Here is a 17,034-nt window from a genome sequence, read left to right on the forward strand (position 1 = left end):
TTGAAAACCATTTGACATCCCTTACCGGATATGAAGTAAAAAATCCATGGAAGTTTCGCTAAAAAAATAAGAGGGCTAGGTTGAAAGCACTTGCCAGTGAATTTACACATAAACAAGGACTTGACTGATAACTCTGTCAAAAGTGTTCATGGAGCCCCGCCATGAGCACTTTCCTGGATAACACTCTGTCAAAAGTGTTCATATAGCCCCGCCGTGTAACCTAATTTCCTAATTTTTGTGTATAGATCTAGAGAGATTCCCGGCTCTTTTTCTTTACCATCGGAAGATTTGTGCTACACTTTTGAGAAAAGGAGTTGGTGGTGGTGAATATCATCGATTTACATTGCGATGTTTTGTGGAGGCTGTGGGAAACGAAGGGAATGCTTCGTTTTGCTGATGCCCCTGAGCTCCAGGCTAATAAAGCGCGGCTGCATCAGGGCCAGGTAAAGGTTCAGTGTTTTGCAATCTTCATTGAGCCGGAGTTGCCGTCTGATCAAAAATTTCAGGTTGCACTTGAACAAATAGATTATTTTTACCAAGAGGTGCTTGGGAAAAATCCGGACATGGTTCATATTAAAGATTGGTCTGATTTTGATCGGCTAAAAATCGGCCAGATTGGCGCGATGTTAACGCTGGAAGGTGTCGATGCGATTGGCAATGATTTAGCAAAGCTCCACATCCTTTATCAGCTAGGTGTCCGCTCAGTCGGTTTGACCTGGAACAACGCCAACTTGGCAGCGGATGGGGCAGGTGAACCGCGCGGTGGCGGGTTGACGCTGTTGGGAAAAGAAATTGTTTCGCTTAATAATCAGCATCAAATATTTACTGATGTTTCTCATTTGAGTGATAAGGGTATCTGGGATGTCATTGAATTAGCCCAGTACCCGATTGCCAGTCATTCGAATGCCAGAACACTTTGTAACCACCCGAGGAATTTAACTGACGAGCAGGCAACGGCAATGTTTAAAAAAGGCGGGTTGATCCACGTTGTCTATAATCCTCCTTTTATTAAAGAAACGGGAGAGGCAACCATTACCGATCTGGTGAAGCATATCGACCACTTCTGTTCATTGGGCGGTGTAAAACAAATTGGCTTAGGGTCCGATTTTGATGGTATCACCTCCCTTGTGGTAGATTTGGAGGATGCCTCGAAACAGCAAAATCTGATTAATGAGCTATTAAAACATTACTCTGAAGATGAGGTCAGGGGATTTGCCGGACAAAATTTCCTTGACCATCGGCCGGGGATTGGGAAATGAAAACAAGAGAAATAGGTTTAAGATCAGAGAGGAGGCAGTTTTAAATTCCTTGTTACAAGCCGATGACTAAAGGAAGAGCCTGATAGGTGGTCGAGCAACTAGAATTTTTGAAAAAGGAGTAACGTTTACATGTATTTAACTGTGAAGGAAACAGCAGAATATCTATCAATTCCACAAGCAAGTGTTGAAAAATTAATCCAGCACCGGAAAATTCGTGCCCTCTATGACGGCAGCCAATACTTAATCAACAAAGAACAATTCAATACCCACTTAAAACAAATGGAAAAATACAAACAGCTCATCGAAGAAATCCTAAACGACCCCATCCCTGAAGACCCGGATGTAAAAGATGAAGATTAACTACTGTAAAATTGGTGCCTGACACCGTCCGTGGACATTTGTCCGCGTAGGGTGGACACATTAATTGGAAAAGTAGGTAAATGTACGTAGCTGGAGTAAGGATTTAGGTTCGTTGCTGCTAAATGGGAGGTGAAATGATGTCAAATATTTTTCTGAAGCGGGTGTATGATCCGTATGATGAGGCGGATGGGAGCCGAATTTTAGTCGATCGGTTGTGGCCGCGGGGGATTTCGAAGGAGAATGCGCGGCTGACTGTTTGGCTCAAAGATGTTGCCCCCAGTCCTGAACTTAGGAAATGGTTTTGCCATAAGCCCAAGTTGTTTGCAGAGTTTCGTGAGCGATATCTTGAAGAGCTTCATACCAGCGAACCGCAAATCCAAGCGGTTAAGCAAATATTTGAGCTTGCTGAAAAAGACAGAGTTACGCTCCTGTATGGCGCGAAAGATCCGGTTTATAATCATGCAGTCGTCTTGTTAGAGGAACTACAGCGGCTTACCCAAACTAATAAGAAATAAAAATCGGCACGCACATTGCGGCCGATTTTTCATAATTAACATTTAGTACCGAATTTTGCTGTCGATCCTGATGTTGCCTTTTCGATACGATCTTTAAGATTAATCTTTGCGGAACCGTCCCATAACTTCCAACGTTTGCGTGATGTTCACAAACGCTTTCGGGTCAACCGTTCGAATCGTATGTTTTGTTTCATTTAACTCGAATTTGGTAATAACGGTGGTTAACACTTTTTTAGGCTTATGGGTGTACGCTCCTTCGGCATCCGTCATGGTCACTCCCCGGGCATGCAAATGAATTAACGCATCACTTAACTCGTTATATTTTTCTGTGACAATCGTTAATGTTAATTTATTTTGCGTCGTGTAAACCATATCAATGGCGCGGCCGGCAACATAAATCGCAATAATCGTATAAAGCGTGATATTCCAGCCGAAAATGAGACCAGAAATACCGACAACCATCAGATTCATACATGTATTCAAAAAGCCGACCTGCCAATTCTTCCTTTTCGCAAGTACGAGGCTGACGATATCGGTCCCTCCGGTTGAACCTCCCATTCTGATTAAAATACCAACAGCTATTCCATAAATCGCCCCGCCGATGATCGAGGACAACATAATATCAGGGCTAATCGCATTCGTTGGAATAATTTTCATACTTAATGACAGAACGGTAACCGAATATATTGTCAGAAAGACAAACTTTCTTCCTAAATAAATGAGGCCCAAAATAAATAATGGAATGTTAAGAATAAAGACGATCGTGCCTGTATTAATATTTGAAAAGTGATGGATGAAAAAGGCTATTCCAGTTACACCACCTGAAGTCAATTTATGTGGTATAAGAAACGTATTTAAAGCGAATCCATAAAGGATAGAACAAAGTCCAATGACGATGACTTGAAAAACTAGTCGAAACAAAATAAACACCTCGATGAAATAGTAATTCTTGTTTGCGAAAAAACAACATTCTTATTTTAAGCTATCTTGCCTGTTAAAGAGAGGGGAAATTCGTAACTTTTTTAGAAAAATAAAAAACGCCGCTTTTTCATAAACGGCGTTTTCTTATAAGTTGATATTTTTAAATTACATAGAGAAATACACTGAGGAAATGAGCCAGGCTGCCGAGCAAGATAAATACGTGAAAAATTTCATGGAAGCCCCAATGCTTGAATTGCAAAAACCTTGGTTTTGATCCGTAAATGACGCCGCCAACAGTATAAAAAATTCCCCCGAGCACTAATAAAAACAACCCGATTGGGTTTATGCTGCCAGCAAGAGGCGAGAATACAAAGATGATCATCCATCCCATGGCGATATACAAAGCGGTTGAAATCCAGCGGGGGCAACGAAACCAGATCATTTTAAAAACAACACCACTGATGGCAACTGCGGCAATTACCGAAAACAGAATGGCCCCGGTTTTTCCGCTTAAACTGATGAAGCAGAACGGTGTATAGGTCCCGGCTATCAGAATAAAGATCATAGAATGGTCAAGGCGTCTTAAAAAGGCAATCACTTTGTCCTTGGCAATAACCATGTGATAGGTAGCCGAAGCGGAATAAAGCAATATCATACTAATCCCGAAAATGATCACAGCCGTTATCGCAAGCGGCGTAGGCGTCGTGATCGATGCTTTAATCACCATTGCCAGAAGTCCAATAAATGATAAAATAGCGCCGGCTAAATGTGTTAGTCCATTAATAGGTTCCCGTATGTAACTATTCATGCAATTTGCCTCCTCAAGACATCATATAGTTTTAATAACTACATATTATAATACAATTATATTATAATCTAGTCAATGCCAATTTTCTCATGTATAATGAAAAATATCACATGACAAACGAGGATAAAATTATGGAAACGATCAATCAAATTATTGAAAAGCTTGACTTGGAGGCCAATTTAACTTTAGAAGAAATACCACAGATCGATTTATACATGGATCAAGTGATTCAGTTGTTTGAGAAAACATTTGCTGAATCGAAACGGAATGATTCGGAAAAGGTCTTAACGAAGACGATGATTAATAATTATGCAAAGGGAAAGCTGATTTTTCCGATTAGAAACAAAAAGTATTCCAAGGAGCATCTTATTTTAATTAGTCTCATATACCAGTTGAAGGCTGCACTTTCGATCAATGATATTAAGACGACCCTGGATGGAATCAACAAGAAGATTCTCAACAATGAAATTGATTTGGATTCCTTTTATAACAGCTATTTAAACTTAGCTAAAAAGAATGTTGCAGATTTTAACGAGGATATTGACAAACGAGTGGTAGAAGTGAAGGAAGAAATTGGCGACGGACAAGTTGATAAGTCGCATTATCTAGAACATGTGCTGATGATTGCTTCCCTCGTCCATATGAGCAGTTTATATCGTAGGGTTGCCGAAAAGCTTGTTGACGAAATGACAATTGAAAAATAAGAAAAGCGTAAGCGCCAAAAATAAGCTTTTGGCGCTTTAATTTTTGTTAAGATTATGTTTGATATTTCCTTTCCTGTGTCGCATAATTCAACTACGCCTCTGCCTTCGCTCTAACAGACTTGCCAGTCATTTAACATTTTCTACTGTTAAATCCCGAATGCCCTGGCCAATAGAAACAGCTTCCATGGTTGAATTACAGATTTCAACATGGCGAATACGGACAGAGTCCGCCCGGTTTTTTCCGCCGAACACCTTAATGCCTGTACCTGCGGTTGTAAAGTTTTTGAAAGAGAAATTACTCAGGATCACATTTCTTGCCCGGTACTGAATCGCTGCGACCGGGCCGCCATAATAATCATAATTCGGGTTGCCAATGGCTGTGAAATGATTAAGGACGACATTTTTATATCCGGAAACGACTAAACTGCGTGGTGTGGAATTTTTATATAAATCCGTAGACACAGGCTCAATTGAGACGAGGTTCGTTGCCAAAATATTGAACGCCGTTTTCGACTCCGGATCTTCCATTTTGTGATGCCCAATGTGGCGGAAATTATAGGAACGGTTGTCGTTCACCGAAAGATGTCCGATAATCTGGACATTCGCGGCTGCTGAAGAATTTTGGTGTGCTTTGATTTCCACCCCGCCGAAACAACGGGCAGTCGAATTGTTTACCAGCACGACGTTTTGTGAGCCATCATCGATTTCGATTCCATTCGAATTGGAACAACCTTTCCGATGGGCTCGTCCACTTGGGTCACACATGTGGGAATTAGAAATCAAAATATAATCACTATGGTGGGTGGTGATGCCGTCATCACCAAAGCCGCAGCTATTAACGTTGTCAATCCAAACATACTTGCTGCCACCCCGGGCGCGCCTGCCGTCGCCAGCATAATTGTACAGTGTCGAGGAAATATCAAAACCGTGCAGCCCCGGATTGATGGCCTCGACATCTTTTACCCAGCCATAGATTACATTCGCGTAGGTTAAACAGCTGGAGTGATTTCCCCAGGTGCTTGTTTTCGGAATGCTCCCAAGCCGTTCGACATTCCAATCAAGGCTGAGTCCCTGAACCATAATGTGGTGGTTTCCCTGCCAATGGTTAGCATTGGTTAACAGTCTCGTTCCTTTTTTGGCTTTGTTATGTAATTTGATTGTGGTGGCACCTTTTCCAGCACCGACAAGCCATGTATAGGAGGGCAGGCGAATACCTTTTGTAATGAAAGTTCCCTCCGGAATGATCAGTTTTACTTTGCCTTTCCCAATTGCCTTTTGGAAGGCGGCAGTACAGTCCGTTTTTCCGTCTCCAACCGCACCGAAATCCGTTAGATTCACCTCTTTCGTTACGTTCTCGATTAATTGCCTGTATTCATCGTCGAGTTTTTGCATCCAATCCGGATACACATTTCCATGATCGTCAACCTTAATTTGGACGGGCACCGTTTTTTCAACGGGCCTTGAAAAGGGCCAAAACAGAACCAACCCGATTCTTTGTGAAAAAGGAAGCGAGTGTTTACAGTCCTTTCCTGAAGGAAAAGGGATTTCCTTTAAGGAGCATTCCAGGAAAAGTTGTTTCGTTTCTTCGAGAACTGCACGTATATCTAATTGCTTGCCAGTAAATTGCGCCAGCAGTTCCGTATTTTTCCGCGGGTCATGATTTTTTGCTAAATTGAGCATGATGTCTCACTCCAGAAATACTTAATAATTGTATTATATAAGTTTTTTCGAAAAAATTATCCAGAAAATGAAACCAAATCCATCCTCAAAAACGACATAATAAGTAGACACAATGAAATGGAAAGGGGCCCTACCATTTGGATAAAGTAAAATATTTACTAAATCGGATCCGATTGGGGGATGAAGAGGCATTTAGTTTGCTAGTGGAAGAATTACTACCCGCAGCATTTAAAACTGCTTATCTGATTCTCCATTCAAAGGAGTTAGCTGAGGATGCTGTGCAAATCGCATTGGAAGATTGCTATATAAGTATTATGAGAAACAAGGATATCCGGCAATTTAAGGCCTGGTTTTACCGGCTTGTGTATTCCCGCTCGATTGATGTCTACCGAAAGAATGCAAGGAATCATTATTCTGATATTGAGGAAAATCCTGAAGCCTTGGAAAAAATGATCTCGGAATCGGTGCAATCCCAGGCGGTGCAAAATGAAAATAAGCAGGAATTGCAATCCCTTATCATGAGCCTGCCAAAAGAGCAGAGTGTGCCAATTCTTCTACACTATTATGAAGATCTATCAATTAAAGAGATTAGCCTGATCTTAAATGAAAAAAACAATACGATAAAAACAAGGCTGGTCCGGGGACGGAAAAAATTGGCCGAACTAATGAAAAAGGACAACAAATATTTGTTGGAGGTAAAAACAAATGGAATCTAAAAAAGAGGTCGAACTGGATGAAATCCAGGTTCCCGTTTCTCTTGAAAGGTTTACCAAACAACTTCCTAAAAGATATAAAGAAGGCGAGTTTACTGAGGAACGAATGGAGCAGGTTAGTCAGGAATGGAATCAGTTCCAAAAAAAGGTGAAGAAGCAATGGACTTTCGGAAAGAAAGTTAGTACTTTTACTTGCGCCGCAGTAGCCAGTATTCTCTTGTTTGCTGGGTCAGGTTTTGTTTCACCGACAATGGCTAAATTTCTTGGTAAAATTCCGCCACTAAGTGCGATCTATGATCGATTTAACGAAAACCTCTCCGATTTAATTTCGAAGGAACTTAAAAAGGAGGGGTACCCGGTTAGACGGGTACAGGAGCATGTCGGCGGAAATAAGGAAGGAGTATATGTTTTTCTCGATACATCAGAAGAAAAGGTAGAAAAGATGAAACCTGAGGTTGAGAAAATTTCTTTCCAAATCATTCATGGTGAAAAATATAAGGGTACAAGGTATGAGGATTATTATGTGCGAGTCCGAAAATTTGTAGATGAGCCGGAGGAGTGGAAAAAGAAACAGGCTCAAATTGACAAGGAGACAAGGGAGGTCTTTGATATTGTAAAACCAATCCTTGATGCTCATGGGTACGAACAAGTCTGGGGTGGCGGTCCAAAAACGATTGAACTGGAGTTTCCTAATACAGAAACAAAAGATAAAATAGCCGAAATTAAAAAGGCCGTAGAAGAGGCTTTACAATCAGCAGGAAAAGACTCGGTTCAAGTAAAATACAGGATATTTAATCAGGCAAAAGAACAGCAATATAGACGCTGGAGCGATGCCGTTAGCGGAATCGGCAGTGAATTCATGACCTACAAAAAATATCAAGTCTCCGGTGTAGGCTACAAAAGCTTAAATGGAGAAAAAATGCAAATCCACATCCGAATCAAGCTCAAAAGCACAGACCCGAAAGCAACCGAATTAGCATCTGATCTAAAAGCAATGACAGAAGACTTCATCCACTCAGAAGAAATTTGGAAAAAGATAAAAGGCGACCCATACGAAATCATCATCACCAGCAAGGACAAAAAGACAATTAAATAATTGGTGTCAGGCACCTCACGTGGACAAATGTAGCGATTTGTCCACGTGGGGTGGACAGTTTGGGGTTTTCTGGATATTTTTTATTAAAAAGAAAGATACTTATAATGCTGGGAGGTGGAAATGATGGGACAGAATGATTTTGAAAAAATCTATGAACAATATAAGCAGCAAAGCAAACTGCAGGTACAGGACGAAGCACGGGAAAGGAACTCTGATGGAAAGGAAGAGTTTGTTGCTGTTAAGAAAAATGATGAGGGTGATCTTATTGCTTTTAAAACCAATACCGGCCGCGAACTTGATTATCTGACGGCTCTGGATGAGGCAAAGGCAGGCAACATTGCCCATGTAGATGTGTTTCATAAATACGGTCGAGAGATTATTCGCAGTGAACCGGATGGAATTAAAGAAAATAATTTGGATCAGTTACCAGAATTCTAGCCCTAAAAAAGCTTTGCTCAAAATTATGAGTGAAGCTTTTCTTATGACTTTTTGTAGTAAGTCCGCAAAAAAGGATTAGAGAAACTATTGCAAAAAAATTTCGTGATGAAATGCCGAAAAAAATGAGCCCGGGAAATGGGCTCATTTAAGAATGGGCTAGTTCATATTGCTTAATTTTATCCTCATAATTTAAGGTAACCCCGATTTCGTCCCAGCCGTTCAGCAGCATTTCTTTCGGGTAAGGAGCAATATCGAAATGAATCTCGAATCCCTCTTTGTCGGTAACGACTTGCTTCTCAAGATTTACCGTTAAGGTGTACCCTTTAGTTTCCGCCTTTTTGATGATTGTCTGAACTTCCTCTTCAGTTGCTTGAATGGCAAGAATGCCGTTTTTCACACAGTTGTTTTTAAAAATATCAGCATAGCTTGGAGCGATAATGACTTTAAAGCCGAAATCTTGAATCGCCCATGGGGCATGCTCACGAGAGGAACCGCAGCCAAAGTTTTCACCCGCCACTAAAATCGAGGCGCCTTTATATTGTGATGCATTCAATGGGAAATCAGGGCGTGGATTGCCATCGTCATCAAAACGCCAATTGTAAAACAGAAATTGCCCGAAGCCGCTGCGTTCAATCCGCTTTAAAAATTGTTTTGGAATAATCTGGTCTGTATCGATATTTGTCCGATTTAACGGACAAACAAGTCCTTCGTGTATACGTAATGGTTCCATGGTTACATAACCTCCTGGGCAGTGAACTTGCGAACATCTACGAAATGACCGGCAATCGCGGCCGCTGCTGCCATTTCCGGGCTGACAAGATGGGTGCGGGCACCCTTGCCTTGACGGCCTTCGAAGTTTCGGTTCGATGTAGACGCACAGCGTTCCCCGGATGGAATGATGTCATCGTTCATTCCTAAGCACATACTGCAGCCGGAATCGCGCCATTCAAAGCCTGCTTCTGTAAATACCTGATCTAAGCCTTCTTTTTCTGCAGCTAATTTCACGCTGAAGGAGCCAGGTACAACAATGGCTTTGACAGAAGGGGCCACTCTTTTACCGCGGATAACTTCTGCCGCTTTACGCAGGTCGCTTAGTCGGGAGTTTGTGCAGGAACCGATGAAGACATGGTCAATTTTGACGCTGGAAATAGGCTGACCGGCTTCAAGTCCCATATACTTGAGGGCACGCTTGATTTCATCCTTTTCGCTGGCTTTTTCAGTGTCTTCGGGGCTAGGGACGTTTGCTGTGACCGGAATACACATGCCAGGATTTGTTCCCCAGGTTACCTGTGGCTCGACTTCCGCGGCATCGATTTCGACAACCGCATCATAAACGGCCCCTTCATCAGTAGCAAGCGCCTTCCAACGAGCTGCCGCTGCTTCAAAAGCTTCCCCTTGGGGAACATATTTCCGGCCCCGTAAATATTCAATTGTCGTATCATCTGGGGAAATTAATCCCGCTCTGGCACCGCCTTCAATTGACATGTTACAAACGGTCATGCGTTCTTCCATCGACATTGCACGAATCGCTTCACCTGTATATTCAATGACATAGCCGGTTCCAAACTTCACACCAAATTTTCCGATAATCGCTAAGATCAAGTCTTTAGCGGTAACGCCGGTACCCAGTTTACCGTTTACTTTGACATTCAAAGTTTTAGGACGTGCCTGCCAAAGTGTTTGGGTTGCCAGGACGTGTTCCACTTCGCTTGTCCCAATTCCGAAGGCAAGCGCGCCGAAGGCACCGTGTGTCGAGGTATGGCTGTCACCACAGACAATCGTTTTTCCCGGCTGGGTGAGGCCGAGTTCAGGGCCGATGACGTGGACAATTCCGTTATCCGGATGGTTGATGTCGGCAAGGGTAACGCCAAATTCCTGACAGTTTTGTTTTAAGGTATCTATTTGTTTTTTCGAGATGGGGTCCTTGATCATATGACGTTCACGGGTTGGAACATTATGGTCCATTGTCGCATAAGTAAGATCTGGACGGCGGACTTTGCGGCCGTTCATGCGAAGACCTTCAAACGCTTGCGGAGAGGTTACCTCGTGGACGAGATGCAGATCGATATAAAGTAAATCTGGTTTTCCCTCCTCTTGATGGACAACATGCTGTTCCCAAATTTTTTGAATAATGTTTTTTGGAGTTTGCATTGTGTTCCTTCCTCACGTTAATAGATTTTGGTAAGTCTAGTAAATGCAAGAAATATTCCCGACTTGCCGGTAATGGGCCAAAACTTGCCGGTAACTGTTATAAATAGAATAGCTTACCAATAAAAAGTTCGGGAAAACCACAAAAACAAACGCGGTTTTCCCGCAACGCCAGTTAATCAGTTAAACAATTAATAATAACAGCTGGCGATACATTTAGAAGCAGATTGAGTCTTAATGTAGTCAACGACTAGATGAGTCATTTCTACCGTGCCTACCTGCCGGCCATTTTGAACCTTCAGGTCAGCAGTATGGAAACCGGAATCAAGGATAGCTTCAACCGCATCTTCAATCAATTTTGCTTCGTCATTTAAATTGAAAGAATAACGGAGCATCATCGCTGCTGATAAAATCATCGCCAGCGGGTTGGCGATTCCTTTGCCGGCGATATCAGGTGCCGAGCCGTGCGCCGGTTCGTAAAGACCTACCCCGGACTCATTTAAACTAGCAGATGGGAGCATCCCCAAGGAGCCGGTTAAAACGGATGCTTCATCGCTTAAAATGTCGCCAAACATGTTTTCAGTGACAATAACGTCGAATTGAGTAGGATTTGTAATCAGCTTCATGGCAGCTGCATCAACTAAAACATGCTCCACTACAACATCAGGATACTGAGTCTTTTTCTCTTCGACAATTTCACGCCAGAGCTTGCTGGATTCAAGAACGTTTGCTTTGTCGACTGAGGTAAGGCGGCCGCGCCGTCCTTGGGCAGCTTGGAAGGCTTTATCTACGATCCTTTCAATCTCTTTGCGGCTGTAAGCAAGAGTATCAACTACATCCTGACCGTTATTGCGTCGTTCGCTTGGTGTACCGAAGTAAAGCCCGCCAGTTAATTCACGTACAATAAGGAGGTCGCTTCCTGAAATAACCTCTTCCTTTAATGGGGAGGCATGCAGCAGTTTTTTGAATCCTTTGACTGGTCTCAAATTGGCATATAGATCAAGAGCTTTTCGGATTCCCAACAAACCCCGTTCCGGGCGAAGATGAGACGGATTTTGGTCCCATTTAGGTCCGCCGACAGCACCAAGTAAAACTGCATCTGCCTGTTTACAGGCATCTACAGTTGTTTCCGGAAGAGGTGTGCCGTAACTATCAATGGCTGCTCCTCCGATTTCATGGGTCTCAAAGTTAAATGTGTGATTAAATTCTTCCGCAATCGCGGACAATACTTCCTTTGCGGAATTCATGACTTCCTTACCGATCCCATCACCGGGAAGTAAAACAATACGTTTTTTCATTAGAGCAACCTCCTTATAAATTTGAAAAATGACGGTACCTCATACTAAAATAAATATGGAAAATAATGTGTCCACCACTGGAAGACATTTGTCCACGAGTGGTGCCTGACACCGAATACCATTAAATTACAAAAAGTAAATGTATATTAGAGTACTGGTTCTTTTACTGCAATGGTTTGGTTAAAGAATACGCGGTTGACAGCGTTGATGAAGGCTTTGGCGGATGCTTCCAGGACGTCTTGGGAAGAGCCGCGTCCGCTGACGTTTGTGTCGTTGACGGACATTTTTACATGGACTTCTGCCAAGGCGTCGCGGCCGCTGCCGACTGAGCTTAAGGTAAAGTCGGTTAAATGAATTCTTTCCTTTATCAGGGCCTCTAACGTGTTGTACAGGGCTTCAACGCTGCCGCTGCCAGTGCGTGCCGTTTCGACTCTTTCCCCGTCGGGAGTAGTTAAGGCAACTGTAGCAGTTGGCAGGTTTGCAGAACCGTATTGAACCTGGAAAGCAACCAGTTCATATTTTTTGACATCGACAGCTGCCGTTTGAATATCGATCAAGATGGTAAATAAATCTTCATCGGTTACTTCTTTCTTCCGGTCGGTTAGCTGTTTAAATGTTGTGAATGCTTCGTTAAGCTTCTCAGCAGATAGCTCGAAGCCCATTTGTTCGATTTTATCCTTAAAAGCGTGGCGCCCGGAGTGTTTTCCGAGAACGAGATCATTGGACTGAACGCCGACCATTTCAGGAGTAATAATTTCATAGGTAAGGGCATTTTTTAATACGCCATCCTGATGAATCCCGGACTCATGGGCAAAGGCATTTTTACCGACAACTGCCTTATTACCGGGAACCTTCATGCCGGTAAAGCGGCTGACTAAGTCACTGGTGCGTTTAATTTCTTTTAAAACTAGATTCGTTGTATATGGATAACGATCCTTACGAATATTTAAGGCAACGGCGATTTCCTCTAAAGAGGCATTACCGGCACGTTCACCAATGCCATTTATCGTACCTTCCACCTGTGTGACCCCATTTTCAATCGCTGCCAGGGAATTGGCTACGGCCATTCCAAGGTCGTCATGACAGTGACAGGAAAGGGCTGCTTTATGAATGTTGGGTACATTTTCGCGAATGTAACGGAACATCCGGCCATATTCTTCCGGTGTTGTATAGCCGACGGTATCAGGAAGATTGATGACGGTGGCACCGGCATCGATCACCTTGGTAATAATTTGAACAAGAAAATCAAGGTCAGAACGCGAGGCATCTTCAGCTGACCATTCCACATGAGTAAACTTTTGCTTTGCATATGAAACCATGTCAACCGCCGTTTGTACGACTTGTTCTGGTGTTTTCATCAGTTTGTATTGCATATGGATAGGGGAGGTGGCAATGAACACATGCAATCTTGGTTCCGCTGCATCTTTTAACGCATCCCACGCAATGTCAATATCCGATTTAATCGCCCGTGCCAGTCCGGTAACGGAGGAATTTTTGATTGTTCGCGCAATCGCTCTTACCGCTTCAAAATCTCCTTGAGAGGAAGCCGGAAAACCGGCCTCCATAATGTCAACTCCAAACCGTTCAAGCTGTCTGGCAATTTCCAATTTTTCCAGCTGGTTTAAATTCACACCAGGGGACTGCTCACCATCACGTAAAGTTGTGTCGAAGATGTTAACGTGAACCATTGACCACCACTTCCTTCTTCTCATTTACAGGTTTTTTAATAAATGGCATTAAAGAGCGAAGCTCACGGCCGACTTTTTCGATTAAATGATTATTCTCGGCCCGGTTGATTGCATTAAACTGCGGCCGGCCAGCTTGGTTTTCTAAAATCCAGCCTTTGGCAAATACACCTGTCTGGATGTCTTTTAATACTTCTTTCATACGGGCTTTTGTATCTTCATTCACTACGCGTGGTCCTGATACGAAATCGCCCCACTGAGCGGTATCAGAGATAGAATAGCGCATGTTTTCCAAGCCGCCTTCGTATAAAAGGTCAACGATTAATTTCATTTCATGTAAGCACTCGAAGTAGGCTACTTCAGGCTGGTAGCCGGCTTCCACAAGTGTTTCAAAGCCTGCCTTGATCAGGGCAGTAGCACCACCGCAAAGTACGGCTTGCTCACCAAATAGGTCCGTTTCCGTTTCTTCTTGGAAGGTAGTTCCCAATACGCCTGCGCGGGCAGCACCAATTCCTTTTGCATAAGCAAGGGCAAGGTCACGGGCAGCGCCTGAATAATCTTGATATACTGCATATAGGGCAGGAACCCCGGCGCCTTCTGTATAAGTACGGCGTACCAAATGTCCTGGTCCTTTAGGAGCAACCATGAATACGTCCACATCTGCTGGCGGAACGATTTGGTTAAAGTGAATGTTAAATCCATGTGCAAACACTAAAGCATTGCCGGCTTCAAGATTATCTTTGATGCTTTCCTGATATACTTTTGGCTGCATTTCGTCTGGCAGAAGGATCATGATTACATCTGCGGCTTTCGTTGCCTCAGCTACATTCATCACATCTAGGCCATCTTCAACGGCTTTGTCCCAAGACTTACCTTGACGTAAGCCAACCACTACATCAAATCCACTTTCCTTTAGGTTGAGGGCATGAGCATGACCTTGTGAGCCATAGCCAATGATGGCGATTTTTTTTTCTTGTAAAACTTCTTCTTGAATATCTCCGTTATAAAGTACTTTTGCCATGATTATTTCATCCTTTCAAAAAATAGTAGATTATATAAACCCGTATTAACGGGCTGTTAATGAGTATGGTGTTTGTTCGTTACTTTGAGGCTGATGGCCGCGTAAGCTGGCGGTCAAGCCGGTTCTGGCAATTTCTTTAATTCCAAAGGGGCGAAGCAGATCAATCAGGGCATCAACTTTTTCCGGTTTACCTGTGACTTGAACGGTAATACTTTCCTTACACACGTCTACAATAATCGCCCGGAATGGATCAATCAGCCCGTTAATTTCGCTGCGCAGTTGGGAACCTGATGATACTTTGATCAGTGCCAGCTCGCGAGCGACAATGGCCTTATCAGTAATATCGGATACCTTGAGTACTTCAATTTGCTTGTTTAATTGTTTCGTCACTTGTTCCAGCCGCTGCCCATCTTCGACATCAACGACAAGGGTCATTTTTGAAACGCCTTCGGTTTCAGTAGGGCCGACGGAAATGCTGGAAATATTAAATTGTCGTCTTTGCAGCAGACCGGTGACACGGTTGAGCACACCGCTTCGGTCTTGGACAGTTAAGGTTATAATGCGTTTCATACTGGTTTCACCCCAATCATTTCATGAAGCCCTTTACCAGGAGCAATCATTGGAAAAACTTTTTCCTGCTGCAGGACACGGCAATCAACTAAAACCGGTCCCTCAAAAGCGAACAATTCCGGCAAAGAAGCGACCAAGTCTTCCTGATTATCAATCCTGACGCCGCGAATGCCATAGCTTTCAGCTAATTTCACAAAATCAGGATGTGAATGAAGCAGGGAATGGGAAATGCGATTCTCATATAAAAGTTCTTGCCATTGGCGAACCATTCCAAGTGCTCCATTATTGACGATGATAATTTTGACCGGCAGGTTCCGTTCGTATATGACGGAAAGTTCCTGCAGAGTCATCTGGAAGCCTGCATCGCCAACGATCGCCACCACTGTACTTTCAGGTGCAGCAATTTGTGCTCCGATTGCAGCCGGGAAGCCAAAACCCATTGTTCCAAGTCCTCCTGATGTGATCCAGCGATGTGGCTTGTTAAAGGTGTAATATTGGGCCGCCCACATTTGATGCTGCCCAACATCAGTTGCAACAATGGCATCACCATTCGTTACCTTGTGTACTGCTTCGATCAGCCATTGCGGACACATTCCTTTAGGATCATGTTTATACCAGAGCGGGAAATCTTGTTTGTATTGCTTGAGTTTTTCCAGCCATGACTCTGTTGTTGGAGAGATTTCCGTTTGCTCCAGCAGTTCTGTTAATGCTGCCTTGGCATCTGCGACAATTGGAATTTGCGTTGGTACGTTTTTGCCGATTTCAGCAGGATCAATATCAACGTGCGCTACTTTCGCAAATGGTGCAAAGTGTTTAAGGCTGCCAGTCAGCCGGTCATCGAAACGGGCACCAAAATTAATTAATAAATCAGTTTCATATAAAGCCATGTTTGCAGCATAAGTTCCATGCATGCCTGCCATCCCCAAGGATAAAGGGCTGTCGGCAGGGAAGGCTCCAAGGCCAAGTAACGTAGTGGCAACCGGAATGTTATGTTTTTCCGCAAAGGTTGTTAACTCCTGGGTGGCCTTTGCATGAAGTACCCCCGCACCTGCTAAAATGACAGGCTTATGGGCTGTGGCCAGTGATTCTGCCATTTTTTTAATTTGTAATGAGTTAGGCTTGTATGTTGGCTGATAGCCCGGTAAATCAAGCTCCGATTCCTCAAGTGGTTCGGACAAGATGCCGGAGGTTACATCCTTTGGAAGATCGACTAAGACTGGTCCTGGTCTTCCGGTAGAAGCAATATGAAAAGCTTCCTTTACAATTCTTGGTAGATCAGAAATCGATTGCACCTGGTAGTTATGCTTTGTAATGGGTGTCGTAATCGCCATAACATCTGCCTCCTGGAAGGCATCTGTACCAATGACAGAACGTGCAACCTGCCCTGTGAATACCACGAGCGGCAAGGAATCCATCATGGCGTCTGTAATTCCAGTGACCAAATTGGTAGCTCCGGGTCCTGAAGTCGCGAGGACGACTCCCGGCTGCCCGGTAATTCGGGCATAACCTTCTGCAGCATGAATCATACCTTGTTCATGGCGGAAAAGAATATGACCAATCCGATCCTGCGCTTTATAGATCGCATCATAGATTGGTAGAACGGCACCTCCCGGATAGCCAAAAATCGTTTCAACCCCTTCTTTAATCAATAGATCAATCAGAAGGTCTGCACCAGTTTTCGGTGCGGCACTGGTCTGGAATTCCAGCTTTGCTTCTACTTTCACGTCGTAATTCCCTCCTTGTGGGTAATTGAATATTTTAAAAATTTTATTTAAACCATTATGCTTATTTAAGCCGCTCCAGATGTAGCAGCTCCTG

The 17,034-nt window shown here is 43.4% G+C and carries 17 protein-coding genes; 7 read left to right on the forward strand and 10 right to left on the reverse strand.

Annotated features, from left to right (window positions below; translation table 11 throughout):
- Positions 1–323 precede the first annotated feature (323 nt).
- The 3 genes from JK635_RS15585 to JK635_RS15595 all read left to right on the forward strand — a co-directional run bounded on the left by JK635_RS15585 (position 324) and on the right by JK635_RS15595 (position 2,134).
- Positions 324–1,259: a dipeptidase gene (locus JK635_RS15585; protein ID WP_202654884.1), complete on the forward strand. Its 936-nt coding sequence runs from the start codon at positions 324–326 to the stop codon at positions 1,257–1,259.
- A gap of 129 nt (positions 1,260–1,388) precedes the next feature.
- Positions 1,389–1,619: an excisionase family DNA-binding protein gene (locus JK635_RS15590; protein ID WP_202654885.1), complete on the forward strand. Its 231-nt coding sequence runs from the start codon at positions 1,389–1,391 to the stop codon at positions 1,617–1,619.
- A gap of 137 nt (positions 1,620–1,756) precedes the next feature.
- Complete coding sequence (locus JK635_RS15595; protein WP_306792957.1) at positions 1,757–2,134, forward strand: DUF488 domain-containing protein; 378 nt, start codon at positions 1,757–1,759, stop codon at positions 2,132–2,134.
- A gap of 99 nt (positions 2,135–2,233) precedes the next feature.
- Here the strand turns inward: JK635_RS15595 and JK635_RS15600 are convergent, their stop codons facing one another.
- Together JK635_RS15600 and trhA are read right to left on the reverse strand one after the other, a co-directional pair.
- Complete coding sequence (locus JK635_RS15600) at positions 2,234–3,055, reverse strand: YitT family protein (RefSeq protein WP_202654887.1); 822 nt, start codon at positions 3,053–3,055, stop codon at positions 2,234–2,236.
- Positions 3,056–3,215: 160 nt separating this feature from the next.
- Positions 3,216–3,863 carry a PAQR family membrane homeostasis protein TrhA gene (gene trhA / locus JK635_RS15605; RefSeq protein WP_202654888.1) on the reverse strand — a complete coding sequence of 216 codons (648 nt, stop codon included), beginning with the start codon at positions 3,861–3,863 and terminating at the stop codon, positions 3,216–3,218.
- Positions 3,864–3,994: 131 nt separating this feature from the next.
- Between trhA and JK635_RS15610 the strand changes: the two genes are divergently transcribed.
- Positions 3,995–4,567, forward strand: coding sequence for a DUF1836 domain-containing protein (locus tag JK635_RS15610; RefSeq protein WP_202654889.1), 573 nt, complete (start codon positions 3,995–3,997; stop codon positions 4,565–4,567).
- A gap of 126 nt (positions 4,568–4,693) precedes the next feature.
- On the opposite strand, the gene JK635_RS15615 is transcribed toward JK635_RS15610, so the two are convergent.
- Complete coding sequence (locus JK635_RS15615) at positions 4,694–6,247, reverse strand: glycosyl hydrolase family 28-related protein (RefSeq protein WP_202654890.1); 1,554 nt, start codon at positions 6,245–6,247, stop codon at positions 4,694–4,696.
- A 137-nt stretch (positions 6,248–6,384) separates the two neighbouring features.
- On the opposite strand from JK635_RS15615, the gene JK635_RS15620 reads away from it, so the two are divergent.
- The 3 genes from JK635_RS15620 (at position 6,385) to JK635_RS15630 (ending at position 8,494) form a co-directional block, all read left to right on the forward strand.
- Positions 6,385–6,963, forward strand: a complete 579-nt coding sequence (locus JK635_RS15620; RefSeq protein WP_202654891.1) for an RNA polymerase sigma factor — start codon at positions 6,385–6,387, stop codon at positions 6,961–6,963.
- Positions 6,953–8,056 carry a DUF4030 domain-containing protein gene (locus JK635_RS15625; RefSeq protein WP_202654892.1) on the forward strand — a complete coding sequence of 368 codons (1,104 nt, stop codon included), beginning with the start codon at positions 6,953–6,955 and terminating at the stop codon, positions 8,054–8,056. Before JK635_RS15620 ends, JK635_RS15625 begins: the two co-directional genes overlap by 11 nt.
- Positions 8,057–8,179: 123 nt before the next feature.
- Positions 8,180–8,494: a DUF3892 domain-containing protein gene (locus tag JK635_RS15630; protein ID WP_202655028.1), complete on the forward strand. Its 315-nt coding sequence runs from the start codon at positions 8,180–8,182 to the stop codon at positions 8,492–8,494.
- 145 nt (positions 8,495–8,639) lie between these two features.
- Here the strand turns inward: JK635_RS15630 and leuD are convergent, their stop codons facing one another.
- The 7 genes from leuD to ilvB form a co-directional block, all read right to left on the reverse strand.
- The gene (gene leuD, locus JK635_RS15635; protein ID WP_202654893.1) at positions 8,640–9,224 is read right to left on the reverse strand and encodes a 3-isopropylmalate dehydratase small subunit; all 585 of its coding nucleotides are present in this window, start codon (positions 9,222–9,224) and stop codon (positions 8,640–8,642) included.
- A 2-nt stretch (positions 9,225–9,226) separates the two neighbouring features.
- Positions 9,227–10,645 carry a 3-isopropylmalate dehydratase large subunit gene (gene leuC / locus JK635_RS15640; RefSeq protein ID WP_202654894.1) on the reverse strand — a complete coding sequence of 473 codons (1,419 nt, stop codon included), beginning with the start codon at positions 10,643–10,645 and terminating at the stop codon, positions 9,227–9,229.
- Between the two features lie 188 nt (positions 10,646–10,833).
- The gene (leuB, locus tag JK635_RS15645) at positions 10,834–11,940 is read right to left on the reverse strand and encodes a 3-isopropylmalate dehydrogenase (RefSeq protein ID WP_202654895.1); all 1,107 of its coding nucleotides are present in this window, start codon (positions 11,938–11,940) and stop codon (positions 10,834–10,836) included.
- Positions 11,941–12,086: 146 nt separating this feature from the next.
- Positions 12,087–13,628, reverse strand: coding sequence for a 2-isopropylmalate synthase (locus JK635_RS15650; RefSeq protein WP_202654896.1), 1,542 nt, complete (start codon positions 13,626–13,628; stop codon positions 12,087–12,089).
- Entirely contained in the window at positions 13,615–14,646 is a 1,032-nt protein-coding gene (ilvC, locus tag JK635_RS15655) for a ketol-acid reductoisomerase (protein WP_202654897.1), read from the reverse strand. The genes JK635_RS15650 and ilvC overlap by 14 nt, the downstream gene beginning before the upstream one ends.
- 45 nt (positions 14,647–14,691) lie before the next feature.
- Positions 14,692–15,216, reverse strand: coding sequence for an acetolactate synthase small subunit (gene ilvN, locus JK635_RS15660; protein ID WP_202654898.1), 525 nt, complete (start codon positions 15,214–15,216; stop codon positions 14,692–14,694).
- Complete coding sequence (gene ilvB / locus JK635_RS15665) at positions 15,213–16,940, reverse strand: acetolactate synthase large subunit (RefSeq protein ID WP_202654899.1); 1,728 nt, start codon at positions 16,938–16,940, stop codon at positions 15,213–15,215. Before ilvB ends, ilvN begins: the two co-directional genes overlap by 4 nt.
- Positions 16,941–17,034 lie beyond the last annotated feature (94 nt).

The sequence above is a fragment of the Neobacillus paridis genome (genome assembly GCF_016765675.1).
Lineage (GTDB): Bacteria > Bacillota > Bacilli > Bacillales > Cytobacillaceae > Neobacillus > Neobacillus paridis.